The sequence below is a fragment of the Treponema sp. OMZ 305 genome, assembly GCF_024181325.1.
Taxonomy (GTDB): domain Bacteria; phylum Spirochaetota; class Spirochaetia; order Treponematales; family Treponemataceae; genus Treponema.
In genome coordinates, this window is sequence record NZ_CP051300.1 from 1619462 (window position 1) to 1636419 (window position 16958).

17 protein-coding genes are annotated in these 16958 nt (G+C 43.2%); 11 read left to right on the forward strand and 6 right to left on the reverse strand.

What is annotated here, in order from left to right; all coding sequences use genetic code 11:
• Positions 1–19: 19 nt before the first annotated feature.
• A complete protein-coding gene (locus ABK01_RS07155; protein ID WP_253675135.1) occupies positions 20–2086 on the reverse strand; it encodes an adenylate/guanylate cyclase domain-containing protein in 2067 nt (688 codons plus the stop codon).
• Positions 2083–3963 (reverse strand): adenylate/guanylate cyclase domain-containing protein, encoded by a 1881-nt coding sequence (locus ABK01_RS07160; protein WP_253675136.1) that lies wholly within the window; start codon positions 3961–3963, stop codon positions 2083–2085. Before ABK01_RS07160 ends, ABK01_RS07155 begins: the two co-directional genes overlap by 4 nt.
• A gap of 191 nt (positions 3964–4154) precedes the next feature.
• On the opposite strand from ABK01_RS07160, the gene ABK01_RS07165 reads away from it, so the two are divergent.
• The 6 genes from ABK01_RS07165 (at position 4155) to dnaB (ending at position 8681) form a co-directional block, all read left to right on the forward strand.
• Positions 4155–5198, forward strand: coding sequence for a hypothetical protein (locus tag ABK01_RS07165; RefSeq protein ID WP_253675137.1), 1044 nt, complete (start codon positions 4155–4157; stop codon positions 5196–5198).
• Positions 5199–5356: 158 nt separating this feature from the next.
• Entirely contained in the window at positions 5357–5638 is a 282-nt protein-coding gene (gene rpsF / locus ABK01_RS07170; protein WP_212564788.1) for a 30S ribosomal protein S6, read from the forward strand.
• 15 nt (positions 5639–5653) lie between these two features.
• The gene (gene ssb / locus ABK01_RS07175; RefSeq protein WP_212564787.1) at positions 5654–6133 is read left to right on the forward strand and encodes a single-stranded DNA-binding protein; all 480 of its coding nucleotides are present in this window, start codon (positions 5654–5656) and stop codon (positions 6131–6133) included.
• Positions 6134–6145: 12 nt separating this feature from the next.
• Entirely contained in the window at positions 6146–6457 is a 312-nt protein-coding gene (gene rpsR, locus ABK01_RS07180) for a 30S ribosomal protein S18 (protein ID WP_212564786.1), read from the forward strand.
• A gap of 153 nt (positions 6458–6610) precedes the next feature.
• Positions 6611–7210, forward strand: a complete 600-nt coding sequence (gene rplI / locus ABK01_RS07185) for a 50S ribosomal protein L9 (RefSeq protein ID WP_212564785.1) — start codon at positions 6611–6613, stop codon at positions 7208–7210.
• A 142-nt stretch (positions 7211–7352) separates the two neighbouring features.
• Entirely contained in the window at positions 7353–8681 is a 1329-nt protein-coding gene (gene dnaB, locus ABK01_RS07190) for a replicative DNA helicase (RefSeq protein WP_253675138.1), read from the forward strand.
• 49 nt (positions 8682–8730) lie between these two features.
• On the opposite strand, the gene ABK01_RS07195 is transcribed toward dnaB, so the two are convergent.
• Positions 8731–10011, reverse strand: coding sequence for a CapA family protein (locus ABK01_RS07195; RefSeq protein WP_253675139.1), 1281 nt, complete (start codon positions 10009–10011; stop codon positions 8731–8733).
• A 103-nt stretch (positions 10012–10114) separates the two neighbouring features.
• Here ABK01_RS07195 and ABK01_RS07200 point away from each other — a divergent pair, with 103 nt between their 5' ends.
• The gene (locus tag ABK01_RS07200; RefSeq protein ID WP_253675140.1) at positions 10115–10843 is read left to right on the forward strand and encodes a hypothetical protein; all 729 of its coding nucleotides are present in this window, start codon (positions 10115–10117) and stop codon (positions 10841–10843) included.
• 98 nt (positions 10844–10941) lie between these two features.
• Here ABK01_RS07200 and ABK01_RS07205 read toward each other — a convergent pair whose 3' ends face one another.
• From ABK01_RS07205 to murG, 3 genes are read right to left on the reverse strand one after another with little or no spacing between them, the layout of a single operon-like run.
• A complete protein-coding gene (locus tag ABK01_RS07205) occupies positions 10942–12243 on the reverse strand; it encodes a hypothetical protein (protein ID WP_253675141.1) in 1302 nt (433 codons plus the stop codon).
• Between the two features lie 14 nt (positions 12244–12257).
• On the reverse strand, positions 12258–12746 hold the full coding sequence (locus ABK01_RS07210; RefSeq protein ID WP_253675142.1) for a CvpA family protein: 489 nt from the start codon (positions 12744–12746) through the stop codon (positions 12258–12260).
• Positions 12743–13864 carry an undecaprenyldiphospho-muramoylpentapeptide beta-N-acetylglucosaminyltransferase gene (gene murG, locus ABK01_RS07215; protein WP_253675143.1) on the reverse strand — a complete coding sequence of 374 codons (1122 nt, stop codon included), beginning with the start codon at positions 13862–13864 and terminating at the stop codon, positions 12743–12745. The genes ABK01_RS07210 and murG overlap by 4 nt, the downstream gene beginning before the upstream one ends.
• Positions 13865–13991: 127 nt before the next feature.
• Here murG and folD point away from each other — a divergent pair, with 127 nt between their 5' ends.
• The 4 genes from folD (at position 13992) to ABK01_RS07235 (ending at position 16850) form a co-directional block, all read left to right on the forward strand.
• On the forward strand, positions 13992–14927 hold the full coding sequence (gene folD / locus ABK01_RS07220) for a bifunctional methylenetetrahydrofolate dehydrogenase/methenyltetrahydrofolate cyclohydrolase FolD (RefSeq protein WP_253675144.1): 936 nt from the start codon (positions 13992–13994) through the stop codon (positions 14925–14927).
• On the forward strand, positions 14921–15637 hold the full coding sequence (locus ABK01_RS07225; protein WP_253675145.1) for an IMPACT family protein: 717 nt from the start codon (positions 14921–14923) through the stop codon (positions 15635–15637). Before folD ends, ABK01_RS07225 begins: the two co-directional genes overlap by 7 nt.
• A gap of 60 nt (positions 15638–15697) precedes the next feature.
• On the forward strand, positions 15698–16306 hold the full coding sequence (gene ruvA, locus ABK01_RS07230) for a Holliday junction branch migration protein RuvA (RefSeq protein WP_253675146.1): 609 nt from the start codon (positions 15698–15700) through the stop codon (positions 16304–16306).
• A gap of 127 nt (positions 16307–16433) precedes the next feature.
• Positions 16434–16850, forward strand: a complete 417-nt coding sequence (locus ABK01_RS07235; RefSeq protein WP_253675147.1) for an iron dependent repressor, metal binding and dimerization domain protein — start codon at positions 16434–16436, stop codon at positions 16848–16850.
• Positions 16851–16958: the final 108 nt, after the last annotated feature.

The window sequence follows — 16958 nt, forward strand, 5'->3', positions numbered from 1 at the left end:
GTGGGTTCATCTAAGCCACTTAAAGGTTATAGATTGTCTCCTGTATCACTTTTTGATAATACAGCGCTAACGGATCATCGGGAAATAGTTCCAATGATTTTGCAATATATGTTTGGGCGTTGGCATAGTTTTTTTCTTTGATTCTTTTTAACGCTTTTTCAATATATGAGGCGGTCTTTTGTTTTTTACTCTGAATATCAGGCGTATCACAATCATATACTTCATAAATAACAGTTTGTTCCGTTTCACCAATAACCGGCGAGTTTTGAATACAGCGTATGTGAAAATCTTCAGGATGCTGAAGTGATTTAAAAATCGATTCGGAAATAATAATGGTGTTGGAATAAACTTTTGTTGCAGCCTGTAATTCTTCTGCCGTATAGCAGGTATTCGAAATAACAACGCTGTCTAACCGGCTGTCACTTCCGATAATGCCTAAAAGGATCTTTCCGGTATCAATTCCTATTCCTGCCCTAATTGCAGGAAGATTTCCCAATCGTATATTTTCTTCTTGTAACTTTTTCTGAATTTCAACACCGCATGATACTGCCGCATCAGGCTTCTCGGAAAATAATGCGGTAAAACCGTCACCGAGAAATTTCATAATCACACCGCCGTATTTTCGAATAATAGGAGCAACTAACGCAAAATATTTATTAAGCAATATAAATACTTCATCAGGTTCAAGCTGTTCAGATATGCTGGTAAAAGACCGAATATCAATTGAAAGTACAGTCATGGACAATTCAGAGGAATCACCGGTATTTATTTCAGTAATACTGTTTTTTTGAAGAAACATCAGTAATTGATTGGGGAAAAATCGGCGCAACGCAGTTTGAATTTTTTTCAGTTCCTCTATCAGCTGTTCAATTTGATGTATTGCATTCGCATATCCGTCAATACTCATAATAACGGTGATAATAATTGCAACCATTGCACCTTCTTGTAAGCGTAATTTACCCGAGACCACCCATAAGCTAACCAGTGTATCATATAATGCAAAACCGGCAAGAATACCTAATACCGCAGCAATCCATATAGCAGATTTCTTTCTTTTAACTAATGCACGGATAACAATCACCACATCATAAATGATAGCAATGAATATAAGCGCTTGTTGTATATATAAATACTGGGATACAAGAAGTGTCGGTGCAATAACAATAAAAGCAATTGATAATAGGCAAAGTGCGATAATCCCCCGATAAACAAATTTATACTGAATATTAAAAATCTTATTAATAAATATCGTAAAAAATAATGCTGCTAATGGCATGGAAGAATAGCGTACAATAAAATACAACTTCCATGGAATTGCAGGCCAAATATAAGCGAGAATATGCGGATAAAATACGCTAACTCGGATACTAATCGTTATAGCAGTAAATGCAAACCATAGTATATAAGGCATTTTTTTATAATTTAAATGCAGCATGATAAAGAACATACTGAACAATAGCAGTACCGTTGATGCAATATTATAAGATAAAAGATTGAATACAAAAGAGTCGTTTACAATATCCGCAGAACCGAGGATAATCGATTTGTCTGTTCCTCCATACCGGTTATGAAAATTGGATATATTCACAATAATATCAGCCGTACCGTTTTTTGACGGCTTAAAAGTTGCAATACTGATTGTTTTTCCGGGTATTTCCGTTTTTGTCGAAATGCCGGGTTGTCCCTGCCCTGCCCTATCAGCACCGTTAATAACAATAGTACAACTTGAAAGAATATGATTTACTTGGAGAGCATATACTTTATTAGGATTGAGCCCTACCACACGCAGCCCGTATGAGGCATATCCAAAGTCGCTTTTCAGTGCAGTTTCACTGAGTTTACCCGGTAACGGTGCATATAACGGTCGTGTGTTATCCCTAAAATAATAGAACTGATGAGGGGTAAAATGCCATTGACCTTTAATGTTGAATATATCCCGATCGTTATGCGCCGGCAGTGTTAATAACCCATACTGAGCCGTTACCGTATGTTCCCTAAGGTTCTGTATCGGCTTTTCTCTAGTAATAAACGTTAGTATGAGGAACATAAAAAGAAAGGGAGACGCGCCGAGAAGTATCTTTTTCATAGTAGATTAACCTCATAAACATTTATTAAATTTCTCTTACCATGGAACTTTATTTTTCCGTAATAAAAGCATGTATGGGTGCGCCAATAACTTTCGAGAAGCTGCTCCCTAACAGTTTCACTAATAATGATATTAACTTTTTGTTCAGTTGCATAGTTGTACATTCGAGAAGAAATATTTACCACATCGGAAATAACCGTTGTGTCCATTCGCTCCGGCTCACCGATAGTACCCATCATTAATTTTCCATAATGAATCCCTGATGATATCTGAAGCAGCGATAAGGATTGTTTCTGCCTATGCATATTAATTTTTCTAATAAGCTGTGTAATCTCAATAATACAATCTACTGTTTCTTCTGCAGTGCCATAAAAAAGAACCATTAATCCATCTGTTAAATACTTATCAATAAATCCGTTATATTTTTTAATAATAGGATTAGCAGCCTGAATGATGGTGTTATATAAAATTAACAGTTCTTCACGTGCTCTGCTTGATGAAAGTTTGGATTTAATACCGAGATGGATAAAAGCGATAAACATATTTTTATCAATATTATCACCAAGTGAAACATCCGTAACGTTTTTCTTATTTAAAAATTGCAAGAACTCATCCGGAAAGAATCGTTGAAAAGATATATTTGTCTTTTGGATTGATTCGATCATCTGTTCCTGTGTTTTAAAAGCTGCGGAAAAATGCTTAATAACAATAAACGCCATCGGAATCATCAACAGTAATACTCCAAAATGAGAAATAAAGGGAGCATTAATAATACCGTTTGAAATTAAACCGTCAAATATTGCCGCACTGATAAACAATAAAAATGAAATTAAAAATGTCAGTGCGAACGGTTTTCGTTTAATTAACGCATGAGCAACCACTGTACATACGATTGATGAAAGGAATAAAATATAGATCTGTACAATCAGTAATGCTCCGACGAATACCGGTATTGGCGTAATGAGAGTCATTAAACCGTACAGGAGCAACGGAATAGTCAAAAAATAAAAAATTTTTGACGGTTTTTTGATAAACAGATTAAGAATAAAAAGGAATGTAAAGACAGCACACAGGGGAAACGTCAAATACCCTACCCTGTACATAATATCCGTCGATACATTCGGAAAAAAATCTCTTAATAAAAAATCATTGTAACAAAGTGTTCTAACAGCAAAGCTATAACACAGAAATCCGAAGATACCGGCAGTGGTTTCTTTCCGATAAAAGAGAAATAGAGAAACAAAGAAAGTAGCCATACTAAATAGGATAGAAAATATACCGGAGGAAACAAGCTTATCCGATACTGTTTTTGTTTGTAATGTTGAATAAAGACCGAAAAGGAAGGGCGTTTCTAAACCCGGATTTCTATCATGAAAATTCGACAAATGAATAACAATAGTCGCTTCAGTTTCATTATTGAGCGGCAATATAACCGTTTCCGAATGCCAATCAAATATTTCTTCTTTAAAACTCTTCCCGGGAACTCCCGATGTATAGAATAAGCTGCCGTTTAGATATACGGTAAAAGCCGATGAGGTACGTGTAAAATGAATCGCATATACTTTCTCGGACTCAAATCCGCGGATTCTAATTGCATACGAAGCATAGCCTTGTACCGGCTGGGGATGCGTATACGTTGTCCACCCAAATTCAATCGGCTGAAAATCCGTATACATCTCAAGAGGCATAACCGCAGAAACAAACTCTTTTTCCGCATAAGCCCATGAACCTTTTAGCGAATAGACCGTACCTTTATCGATATCTGATATATCATAAACTCCATTTGAGGCATAGAGTCTATCTTCCTTTGTACAAGAAATCGTATAAAGAGTCACGGTAAACAGCATAAGAATGAATACTCTGTTTTTAATTTTCACAATTAATCCTTGACTGTTGTATTACGGTACAGCTACTTTGCTAAATTTTCTTAATTTACTATATAAATGAGGTTGTGTCTAGGATGATTTCAAAAATGCATGGCAAACGCATCAGCCTGTTTTTTTAATTCATAATTAAGAATACCGGCAGGCTAAACACACTGAGAGTTATATGATATACTGTTTCTGCTGTGAAACGTATTAAGATTAATCATTTTTATATTATTTTATCTTTATGCTTTATTTTGTCGCGCCCCTGCCCTGCTCAGCCGCTTGCCGGTATTTGGGAAAACTCCGAACGTTTTATTGAATATACCGATAAAACAGACGAAACCGTAGAAGATACGCTGCGAATAGTCTTAAAGACCTATTACCGCTTTGTGTATGAGGATATGGGTACTTACCCTGCCAAGGTAAACCAAGAAGGCACGGGAAATATTTATTCGCTGCGTATTCGGTATCCCGGATATAAAGCTCCGGTACCTGCCGATGTATGGGTACATGGCAACGGATTATTTTCATCATTTTATAAAAAAGTTCCGTATAATCTTGTTACCGGTACACAGCAAAACGCTGCTCAATCGGAAACTGAGGAGACACCTGTAAATCCGCAATCGTCGGCTTCAGCCGCAACCGTTTTGGACGGTTTTTGGGTTGAACGAGGCTTTCGAGACGGCATCTTGATATATCAGCAGGAAGCTCCGGCATTTTTTGATGCTTTTTTCTTTAATGGAACACAGTATATCAAATTCCGCTATTGGACGGGCGATTTTGAATACAAAAAAAAATATGCAGGATTTGCATTCGATGACGGATTACAAGTAACCGTACCTAAGTTTATCCGACAATATGATACCATATACAGCTGCATAACCGATAATGGTTCAAAACTCAAAAACTATGAGAAAGGGGGTGTATCAATCACTGATAGCAGTAATGGTATACGACAGCTGACACTTACCCCTCAAGGAGGCGGGCAGGGAACTCATGCGGTAGGCGATGTGTATCCGAATCAGAAATACCCGAAGGTACAAGGGCTTCCTTTATATTATGATGAATCGGATGGCGCTTTTGCATTGGGCGAGCCTTTTTTAACCCGATCATCAATTTCAGACCTGCAAGAAGAGATAACACGGCATAACAGCCTTAAACGGCCGCCGCCCGAACCGCTCCTTAAAGCAGACGAGTTCGATTTTTATTGGGAGCGGATTAAACAAATACGCAAGCAAGACTGAACTTCAACGGCATTGACTAAGTAAAACTTTTTATAGTATGCTTAATCTCCGTTTATAGTCTTTTATATATAAAAGGCTATAAATGCTATTTCGGGATAAAACCCGATAAATACTCCATCCCGCAGCAAATGCGGGGCTAATGGCCATCAGGAGGGCACATGAGAAAGTATGAATTGATGACTGTCTTTCCCATTGAGGAAGCACAGTTCAAGCCAGGCATTGAAGATGTTCGATCCGTTCTGGGGGACTTCAGTGTTCAAATTGATTCCGAAGATTCGTTCGGAGACCGCGAATTAACGTATGAAATCAAAAAAAGAACAAAAGGTCGCTATGTATTGTTCAATATCCATGCCGAACCGGATAAGATTATCGAAATAGACCGCAAGTTTAAGCTCAATCAAAACCTTTTGACTTTTTTATTTATCAAAATTGATGAATAATTCAGGAGGGCATTGATGGCAGATATAAACCACGTCGTACTTGTCGGTAGGCTTACCCGTGATGCAGAATTAAAATACACCCAAGGAGGGGCTGCCGTATGCAGGTTTTCGGTTGCAATTAACCGGCGCCGGAAAAACGGTGAAGAATGGGTTGAAGAAGCAAACTACTTCGACATCGTGCTTTGGGGCAGACAGGGCGAAGCGCTTAATCAATACCTTGTAAAAGGAAAGCAGGTCGCTGTTGAAGGCGAACTTCGTCAAAACCGATGGGAACAGGACGGGCAGTCCCGCAGTAAAGTAGAAGTTATCGCGAATAATCTCCAGCTTTTAGGGGGCGGTTCCGGAAGCGGCCAGCAGGTGAATACCGGCAATCGGGAGACATATCAGCGATCAAATGCACCTTCGGCATATCAGGCTCGGCAAAATACACCGCCGTCTAATGACGGTTATGAAGCCGATTTTGATAACGCCAATTATGACAATATTCCATTCTAAGGAGAATCAAACATGGCAGATGAAACACTGAATACCACTGAAGTAGATACAAATACACAGGAAAATCCCCGCGAAGGCGGAGGAGAAGAACGGCAGAGTAATAAAAAAGGAAAGATGTTTTTCCGTAAAAAGGTTTGCCGCTTCTGCGCTCAGAAAGCAAAAATCGATTATAAAGACCCCGATTCTTTACGGCGCTTTATTACCGAACGCGGAAAGATTTTGCCGCGCCGCATTACCGGCACCTGTGCAAAGCATCAGCGTAAGCTCGCGCTCGAAATTAAGCGTGCACGTGCGCTTGCGTTGCTTCCTTACGTTGTAGACTAAGGTCCTACACGGGGCTGTCCAAAAACTAACCGACTTTTGAGACATCCCCAAGTAATTAAATTATCCGTCGCCGGATTCCAACTCCTGGGATGCAGGGCGGTTGTCGTTTTTATTATTATGTACCATTATAACGGTACGCTTAAGGAGCTTGAAATGAAAGTAATTTTAAATGAGGATGTCAAATACCTCGGAGAAGAGGGCGATATTAAGGACGTTGCCAAGGGCTATGCCCGTAACTATCTATTTCCGCGGAATTTAGCGGTTCCCTGCAACTCTTTCACCCTTGCCCATTTTGAAAGCCGCAAGGAAGAAATAGAGCAGCGGAAGGCTGTTAAACGGCAAAATGCAGCAGGTCTAAAAGAGCAGCTTGAAGCATTAACGCTCACCATTGTAATGCCTGCAGGTCCCAACGGGAAGTTGTACGGTGCCGTTACCAACCAAACGATTTCCGACGAGTTGCAAAAACTCGGATTCGAAATCGAACGCAAGCGTATTGAGCTGCCCGGTCTTACCTTCAAAAGTGTTGGGCATTATAATGCGACCCTTAAACTATATGAAGCGGCCGTTGCGGTACTCCCCGTTGTGGTAGAAGCTCAACCTGAGGCTGAAAAAACGGTCGAAGCAAAACCTGAGAAGCGTTCGCACCGCCGTAAGGAAGAAGCTGAAGCAGAGCCGGAAGCATCGGCAGAGGCTCAAGCCGAAGTCGGCCAAGAAGAAGTAAAAGCAGAAGAACCTGCCGAAACGCAAGAATAACCTACTTCTCTTGTATTTATTATTAGAGAGAAAACGGTGTAGCATCCCAATCACAAAAGAGAAGTTCTATTCAAGGACTTCTCTTTTATTTTTTTTAGAGCATATAAATACAATTAATATAAAAACGATCGAGGAAAACAAAATGTCGGATATGATAAAGCAGCTTTCTTCTTCATTAAAAGATAAAATACCGCCGAATAATACTGAGGCGGAAATAGCCGTACTCGGAGCTATTTTACTTGACTCGGATGCTATCGGAACGGTTTTACAGTATATCCGCGCCGAAAGTTTTTATACGATTGCTCACCAAAAAATCTTTCAGGCTGCTGTCGATCTTTATAATAAAGGGCAGAATGTCGATATCCTTGTGATTAGTGAGCATCTGAGACAGGAGGGTCTTCTTGATTCCGTAGGCGGCACCGCTTATATTGCTTCGCTTACAGATGCTGTTCCCAGTACCGCGAATGTTACCTATTATGCAAAAATTGTCCTCGATGCAGCGATTCGTAGATCACTTCTAAGAGTTTCGCATCAGATTTATGCCGATGTCTTTGATCAAACCGTTGCCTACTCTTCCGTACTGGAACAGGCACAGAAAAATATCTTCGATTTAACCGATGCGGGGCAATCGGCGACCTTCCATACTCCGAAAGATCTTATCCTTGAAGCTATTGAGATCATCGAAGCGCGTGCGAAACACCGCGATGAGTTTTCCGGTATCCCTTCCGGTTTTGAATTTTTAGATAGCCTTACCAGCGGCTTCCAAAACTCGGAGCTTATTATCATCGGGGCGCGCCCCTCAATCGGAAAAACAGCGTTGGCGCTTACCATTGCCGATTATATTTCGGTAACAAAAAAAATACCTTCGGCTTTCTTTTCGCTTGAAATGTCCAATATGCAGCTGATACACCGTTTATTCTCTCTGGAATCACGGGTATCGTCTTCCAAAATCCGTTCCGGCAATTTGCAGAGCGCTGATTTTGCAAAACTACAAGATGCAGCGGGTAGGCTCTACGATGCCCCGCTCTATATCGTCGATATGCCCAATATGAAGCTGCTTGATTTACGGGCGATGGCGCGGCAGCTCTGCTTGCAGGAAGGGGTAAAAATTATCTTTATCGACTATCTCGGCTTAATTTCTTCGGAAAATAATGCGATTCCACGTCATGAGCGTTTTGCAGAGATTTCTCAATCACTGAAAAGCCTTGCCCGTGAGCTCAACATTCCCGTCATAGCGCTGTCACAGGTAGGCCGCGATGCCGAAGGAACTGCGCCGACGCTTGCAAACTTACGGGAGTCCGGCGCGATTGAACAAGATGCCGATGTCGTTATGTTTTTACACCGAGAAAAACGGGAAAGTCTCGACACCGAACTGATTGTTGCAAAACAGCGTAACGGTCCTGTTGCGACCATCAACCTTGAGTTCATCAGTGAATGTACCCGTTTTGTTTCTAAGGCGCGGAACGGATAGCGCTGCTGGAGATAGCTAATCTACAGCAAACCTCTTCCCCAAAAAAGCCTTATTCGGCTGGCGAATTTATCGGGAGATATTCCTTCATAAGCTCAAACCGCTTTGTAAAATATTTTTTGTCTTTTTCGTTAAGCGTATCAATCCACTCTTGCGTAAAACGCTTGACAACCGGATATTCCGGTTCATTGTATTGGGTTATCAGCAGAGGAGTAACCGAAAAATCCGCCCTACCTGCTTCGTTCCGTGTACACATTAATTGCAGCATCACGGCATCGCCGGTATATTCCCGATAAAACTCAGGATCATCATACCGAGTGTGCCAACGCTGCCCTGAAATAAAATTCCCCATAGAATACATACAAAAGACCTTACACTGCTCCGAAATAGTAACGGCAGTATCGTTAACAGTAGTATTCGGTAAAAGTAAAGACCGTTCGACAGTGATTATCTCCCATGTCTGCATAACATGCGGGTGATGTGCCCAAATAATGTCGACGCCCGCTTCTCCGAGCTGTTTAAACCACTTTTTTTTCGACTCGGAAACAGTTCGCCCATATTCTGGTTCATTGAGATGAAGACCCAATACAAATAAATCGCAAGGATATCGGTTGCGAGCCTCTTTAATGAGCGAAAGGAGCGCTGCCCTGCCCTGCTTTGTAGGTGCACTGTAATAAAGCCGATCCTTTGATGCATCATAAGAATTTAAAATCTCGGTAACGGAGCAAAAAAGGATATTCCACCCTTTATAGACAAAAGGGGTTGCTTGTATGTGGTCGTTTACAGAGTCTTTTAAGCCGGAAAAAGCGAGAAATGGAGGAAGTGAAGCTTCGGCAGCGAGCCGTTCTTTTTGTACTGTCCGTACCGCAGCAAGCGTTCCGTCAATACCGGTTGTACCGTGATCGTTCGTATGGTTATTTGCAAAGCTCAACACATCAAAACCTGCTTGAACGGCAGCGCGTAAATACGGCGTGTGTACATTAAAGCTAGGATAGGTCGAAAGCGGCAACGCATCGCATACCGGTGTTTCGATATTTACAAAACTTAAATCATCATTATGTAATATTTTTTCAACATCCTTGTATATTAAATCATACTCATTCATATTGAAATTCACCGTATGAGCCATCAGATCGCCTGCAAAGGTGAGTGCAAGCGGCAACGTATGGGAAGCGGAAGCGCTTTTGCTCGAAGATCGGTTATCATTCGTCGAAGGAACGCCATCATCTTGACTGGCTGGGCTATCACCGGTTTGCAGAGAAGCGGCGCTCACACAACATGAAAAAAAGATCGGTAACATAAACAAAAATACGGCTTGTCGGCGCATATACATATACAAATCACTCCTAACCCCGTTAGTATGTGAGGAATATTAAAAATATTCAAGTTATTTTTATCCTTGCCTTTTTAGATAAAATATGATAAATTGTAGGCAAATGGATACAGTATCGCTTAATAACCTGGTATTTTCTAATACTGAAAACGGATCCGTTGAGCTGGATGCTACAACTCTTGCCGGATTAAAAAAGATGCCGGTCGATATATTCGATAACGTATATGTCGGTGATGTAAAGCCTCATGCACTTATCCTCTGTGTCGATGTACGTGGGTTCAGTAGTTTTCTCTGTTCACATGATGAAAAAGCCGTGTTTTCGCTTATTACCTCATTTACCTCAAACTTTTTATCCTGTGTAAACCAATTCGGATACGGATGTTCCTACTATAAGCTTCTAGGAGACGGCGCTTTAGTTATCTGGGATGAAACGACTCCGACGACGTTAGGTGAAGCCATTATGGTATTTCAAACCTATACCGAGTTTCTCGGCGAAGAACTGTTTAGGCCGTATCCAGAATTAGGGCTGGGCGGCGCCTTAGTAATGGAGCAGGTATATAAGTATGAAATTTCTGCAGAAGCATCCGCTTTAAAATACCGTGACTATGTCGGTTACGGTATAAATCTTGCCTGTCGGTTGCAAGGGCTTGCGCAAAAATCGGAGTTAATTATCAATAAAAAACTTGCAGACCTTAATGCCTTAACAACGGTAACTAAAGATGCTCCGGCACTGCTGGAGGAGGCCAAACGGTTGAAAGGTGTTTTTGCTGAAGATAAGTATCCGTTATATTTTTATGCAGGCGTAAATCCGGCAAATACATTTGGGTTATAATTCCTATTAAGGCAACTGCACGCTGGAAATATTGTAAGAGGGGTTCCCCCTTTGTGCGAAATTTCAGTTAAAATTTCGCACCGTTTGCTGACAATTTTCTATGTAAAAGCGATTTGTTCACTCAGTGTTTCCAGCGCTGCTTGAGGGGTGCCGTTAAAAATATCTACCGATTGCATGGCTTTGTGAATAAACTGAGAAACAGCAACAGAGCTTTCCAATTCGTGCGGTGTGCATACGCCGGTGTGAATACTTTCCTGTAAAAAAGCAATAACCGCTTCTAAAAACAGCGCATATATCCGGCGCGGTTTGCAATTATTCAACAGTTTCAGTACAGCCGTAATCGATGGTTCATGACTTGACGGATGTTCTGCTCGATAAGCCGTAAGCTTTTGAATAAGCACTGTAAATCGGCTTTTTTGCGGCTCTCCCCTATGTAAGCAATATTCCCAAAAGAGCGCAGCAGCTTCCCGAATATATTCGGGGGCAACCGGCAAAAAACTCTGCAAGTACGAAACAATGCGGATCGGCTGCGATGGAGATACGGCCGTACAAAAATGGTGATCGCGGAATACCCGCTCGATGACTGCCTGTTGATGTTCAGTATCCCGTTCGATGAACAGATAAGTCCGCACACGGGACAAAATAGTCGGGATAACGGCAGCGCGGCGCGCCGTAGTTAAAATAAAAACGGTATATTCGGGAGGCTCTTCCAATATTTTTAAAAATGCGTTTCGGGCAGACTCTTGCATTTTATCGGCATTTTCGATAATCAATACCTTTTTTTTACCGACAGGCATTAATCTCACCCATGCGGAGGCTTTCCGTACTTGATTAACAGGGAGCGTATCATACATACAATCTTCTTGCAATTTTTGGCAGAGATCGGTGATTTTTTCAGTCAGCTTTTCCAGTTTTTTTGCTTCTTCTTCCGATATGGTGGTTTCTATTGTACCATATCGGTCGATAAGATCGGTCAACGACTCTTCTATGTCAGCGAGAATCGGCGCCGCTTTAACAAAACGGGATTCATCCGTATCCCACAATCGGGAATCAAATCGGGAAGTAAGCTTGCGTACGGCTCGGACAAAAAGGTAGCGCGCTGCCGTAGTCTTTGCCGTACAGAGCGCATGGGCGGCAGCTTTTGTTTCAAGCACGGTATCTCGCGTTCCGAGGATTAAAAGATCGCTTGACGATAAGTCTTTATGCCGTTTGCAGGATTCGCATGCACATGTCCAGCTGCCCGATTCGGTACACGAAAGAATCCGCGCCGTTTCCAATGCAGCAGTGAGTTTACCGCTTGATTCCGGCCCTGCAAAGAGTAATGCCGGAGGAACTTTCCCCTGCTCCAGCTCATCACTGACTAACTGAATAACCGGTTGTCCGAGTACATTTTCAAACATATATGCCTCTCACCTTAGATGCCGTTTTGGATTATCTGTAAGACATTACCGCTGTCTATCGGAAGAGGAATCAGTATCCGTACAATCATGCTGCGGGCGATAAGGGCATCGATATTAAAAAACGGCTGCAGCTGTAGAAGCGCTACGAGAATAATAAGGACAATATACGCTTCAAATAAACCCAAAAAGAACCCAAGCGCATGATCAAGGCTGTTTAAAATTTCATTATCGAAAACTGCGGATATCAGCATTTGAAGCAGTTTAACGGCGATAAAAACGACGATAAAAATCATAAAAAAAGCGATAAGCTTCATTGCTGTCGGAGAAAGTCCGCTCACCCTTGTATGCAAAGAAAGCGGACGATAAAACCAAAAGGCTACCGCGATTGCCAATAAAAAAGCCGCCATTGAAAAAAACTCGTCGACAAAACCCCGAACGGTAACTTTAATGATGACAATAATGCTGATAATCAATAACACCATATCAAGTATATTTATGCTCATTCTGTTATCCATTGTTGTAAAAGATGCGCAATTTTAAGTGCAGGTTTTTCATCGGCAAGAGCCGCCGATGCTTGAGCCATCGCTTGTAACTCATGAGGATTTTCTAAGAGCCGCGTTAGAATACTGCAAAGCATATCCGGCGTTGTATCTTTACCGGAAAGAGTGATTGCAGCTCCTTGTTCGGTAAAAAAATCCGCATTTTCAATTTGATCGCCGCGGCTGCTGCCTTTTTCGAGCGGCAATAAAAGCATCGGTTTTCCTGCTGCAGCAGCTTCCCAGATGGTATTGGCGCCCGCGCGCGACATCACAAGATCGGCTGCAGCGAGAACATCCGGCATTTGCTCAACGATAAACGGAAACGGTTTATATTGACTGCTCAAATCAGGACGTTCTTCCTGTAACCGTTTTTTAATCCGCTCCCCTTGTGCACGGTGCTGAGCGCCGGTTTGGTGCACAACAAAAAAAGACTCGGCGAGAAAGAGGATTGTTTGCTCTACCAGTACATTGATCTGAAGTGCACCGAGGCTTCCCCCCTGTATAAACAGGATCGGCTTATCCCCTGTATATTGAATAAATGCTTTTCCTGCGTCTGCATTTGCTTCGTAAAAACGCATTCTCACGGGGTTTCCCGTAACGGTAATTTTCTGCTGCACTGCATTTGGAAAAAAACTTGTTGTTTTTGTGTATGAAACAAAAATTTGAGCGGCAAATCGGGTGTTTATTTTTGTGGCAAGTCCGGGAGAAAAATCACATTCATGCGTAATAACCGGAATCTTGAGGCACCACGCGGCAGCGCACGGCGGCACCGATACAAAGCCCCCTTTAGAAAACACGAAACTGGGCTTTAATTTTAAAAGGATAATCAACGAGGCGAAAAAACCCCCGATAATCTTAAACACATCGATGAGGTTTTCAAGGCTGAAATATCGGCGCAGCTTTCCTGCCGGTATTCCGTAAAAAGGGATATTCGCACTACACACATAGGATCGGTCGGTACCGTTGTTGGAACCTATCCAGACAATCGGTATGCCGGTTTCTTTTTTTAATACTTCGGCAACGGCAATACCGGGAAATATATGACCTCCGGTACCGCCGCCGGTAAATATAACACAACTCATAACCCCGCAAGTATATCAGAAAAAAGGCCGGCATACAATGCGCCAGAATCCGCTGTATCAAAATCCGCTGAAATCCGCCATATTCTTCCCAAAGCGATTTTAATATACTACAATAGAGAACTAGATTATGGCACAGATTATAGATGGCAAGAAATTAGCCGAGGAATTAACCCAAGCGGTAACACAAGAAAACGCCGTATATTGCAAAGAGCATCCGCAGCCCTGCCTCGCGATTGTATCATCGGGAAGCGATCCTGCCTCACAGGTGTATATTAAAACGAAGGTACGGGCGCTGGAAAAAGCGGGTATGCAGAGCAGGATTATTCCATATTCCCAAACAATAAGCGAGCAGGAACTAACAGCGTGCGTACAAACGTTGAATGCCGACGATACGGTTGACGGCATTTTGATTCAACTCCCACTTCCCTACCCGCTGGACAGTAGACGGATACTGGCGCCGCTCGATCCGGCTAAAGACGTCGACGGATTTACACCGGAAAACTTGGGTCGCTTACTTATCGGCAGTCAGGGCTTTATCCCCTGTACACCGCAGGGAATTATGTATGCGCTGCAGCAATACGGCATACCGCTAAGCGGCGCTCATGCGGTTATTGTCGGGCGCTCTGCGATTGTCGGGAAGCCCCTCGCAGCCCTGCTCACTGCGGCGGATGCAACCGTTACACTCTGCCACAGTAAAACGAAAGAGCTTGCCGCACTGACACGGCAGGCTGATATTTTGATTGCGGCTGCGGGACATCCGGCGCTCATTACCGGCAGCATGATAAAAAAAGGCGCCGCAGTTATCGACGTGGGAATTAACCGCGTCCCCGATCCTACTGCCCCCAAAGGCACCAGGCTGACCGGCGATGTTGACTTTGAAAGCGCCGCTGAGCAAGCCTGCTGGATTACTCCGGTTCCCGGCGGTGTCGGTCCTTTAACCGTGGCGATGGTACTGCGGAACACCCTGCGTGCCGCACAGCTCCGGCACGGCTGCTTATCTGAATCGAAAACCGGAGCAGGAACTCATACAGATAAAGCTAACACAGGCGCTGCCGAATGCTAGCGCTCAGCCGCAGCCGGGAGCAAACCGCTCGGCACAAACCCACTGCAGCGCCGGATGCGGAAGTAACGGATAGCGCGGCAGTATTGCCCGACATATTGGTATCTATCCCCGAAGCTGCTGCGCCCACACCCGCCGCCGCAGCAGAAATAACCGTAAAAAAATCGGTGTTCCGCGCCGAGGTGTTTTATATGGACAACGCGCAGGGAGCAAAGGAGACCGTAAAGCGGCAAAAAGAGCAATACCGCGATGCTCGGCACGTAGTTCACGCCTTTGTTATCGGTGAAACCGGCTCGATACTCGGCTGCAGCGACGATGGAGAGCCGGCGGGTACGGCGGGACAGCCGGTTCTTGCCGTCCTAAAGGGAAGCGGAATTACCAATATATTGATAACCGTTACCCGCTGGTTCGGCGGTACCCTATTGGGAACCGGCGGCTTGGTAAAAGCGTATTCTACTGCGGCAAAAGAGGCACTCGCTAAAGTACACACAGAGCCGCTTATTCAAAAAGCGGAGTTTACTTGTGAATGCAGCTATGAGGATCACAATCCGCTGCTCCGTGCCGCCGCACAGCTGCCGATCAGCTTTGCACAAACGGAATTTGCACAAACCGTTCGGCTGAGCGGCTCAATTCCGCTTGAATATTGTACCGAGTTTGCTCAGCTCGTTACGGAAATCAGCAAGGGCGCTTCTTCGGTGCAATTTTCAGAATAGAAAACCTCTAAAAACGGAAGGTCATCTCTAAGAACGGATATATTTCAAAAGGAGAAAATCATGTTTAACAGCATCAGCGGGACGTTGACCGGTAAAACGGCAGAATCCATCTACATAGAAACATACGGCATTGAATGGGAAGTTTTTGTATCCGCCCTGAGTGCAGACCGATTCGGAGCTGCAGGGAACACGGTACGGGTCTATACATGGCTCTATCATCGGGAAGATCAGATGAGGCTTTTCGGCTTTTTAACACCGGCTGAGCGGAGCCTTTTTTTGGATTTAACAAAGGTTGACGGAATTGGCCCGAAACAAGCGCTGAAAATTCTTTCCGGTCTGGACGGCGCAGCGCTGGAAGCGGCTCTTGAGGCAGGAGACGTCGCGCGGCTGCAAAGTATCCCCGGTATCGGAAAGAAAACAGCGCAAAAGATGGTGCTTGCTCTAAAAGGTCAGCTTACCGGATTGCACGATACGGGGCGGGCGGAAATGGCAAAAAAATCGGAATTTGAAGATATTATCACAGCCCTTATCAATATGGGATATGATCGGAAGCGTACCGCAGAAACGGTAGAGTCGGTTGCGCAATCCATGCGCGCAAAAGGTGCCGATCCTGCTGCAAAAGAAGAGGAACTGTTCCGTACTGCAATTGTCAATTTGAGTTCAACATAGATAGTGCAGATACAATTAAAAAGAACGATCCCGATAAAGCAAAACGAATGATATAAAAGTATTTCCACTTGAAAGACAGACGCCGAACCATATATTATAAGAAATCTCTAAAAAATCGGATTGAATAATGATGGAAGAAAAAACGGAAGCATCGGCGGCGTTTTCGCGGACGCGAGCGGATCACGCAATAGAAATACTGGAAGATTATACGGAAGCTATCGCCAAAATCAGTAACGAAAACGGGAAATGCCGCGTTATGGATCTTGCACGATATTTCGGCGTAAGCCATGTGTCGGTCATTCAGGTGCTGCAACGGTTAAAAGCTAATCATTTGATTGAAAGCGGTACCCATAAACCGATATGTCTTACCGAAGAAGGCCGCGCATTGGCACGCGAATGTGCGGCTCGGCACGATGTTGTGCTTCAATTTTTGTTAAAACTCGGCGTAAGCGAAAAAAATGCCCTCCTCGATTCCGAAGGATTGGAGCACCATATCAGTTCCGAAACTTTGGAATGTATGAAGGGATTTATAGGAAACCTCTAAAATAGAGGCCTTATCAAAATCAGTCAAATGGTTGTTGATAAATTCTTGTGAGAGTCTTGACAAAATATCGTAGTATGTACTACATTTATGGTGAAAAATAAGTAGGTA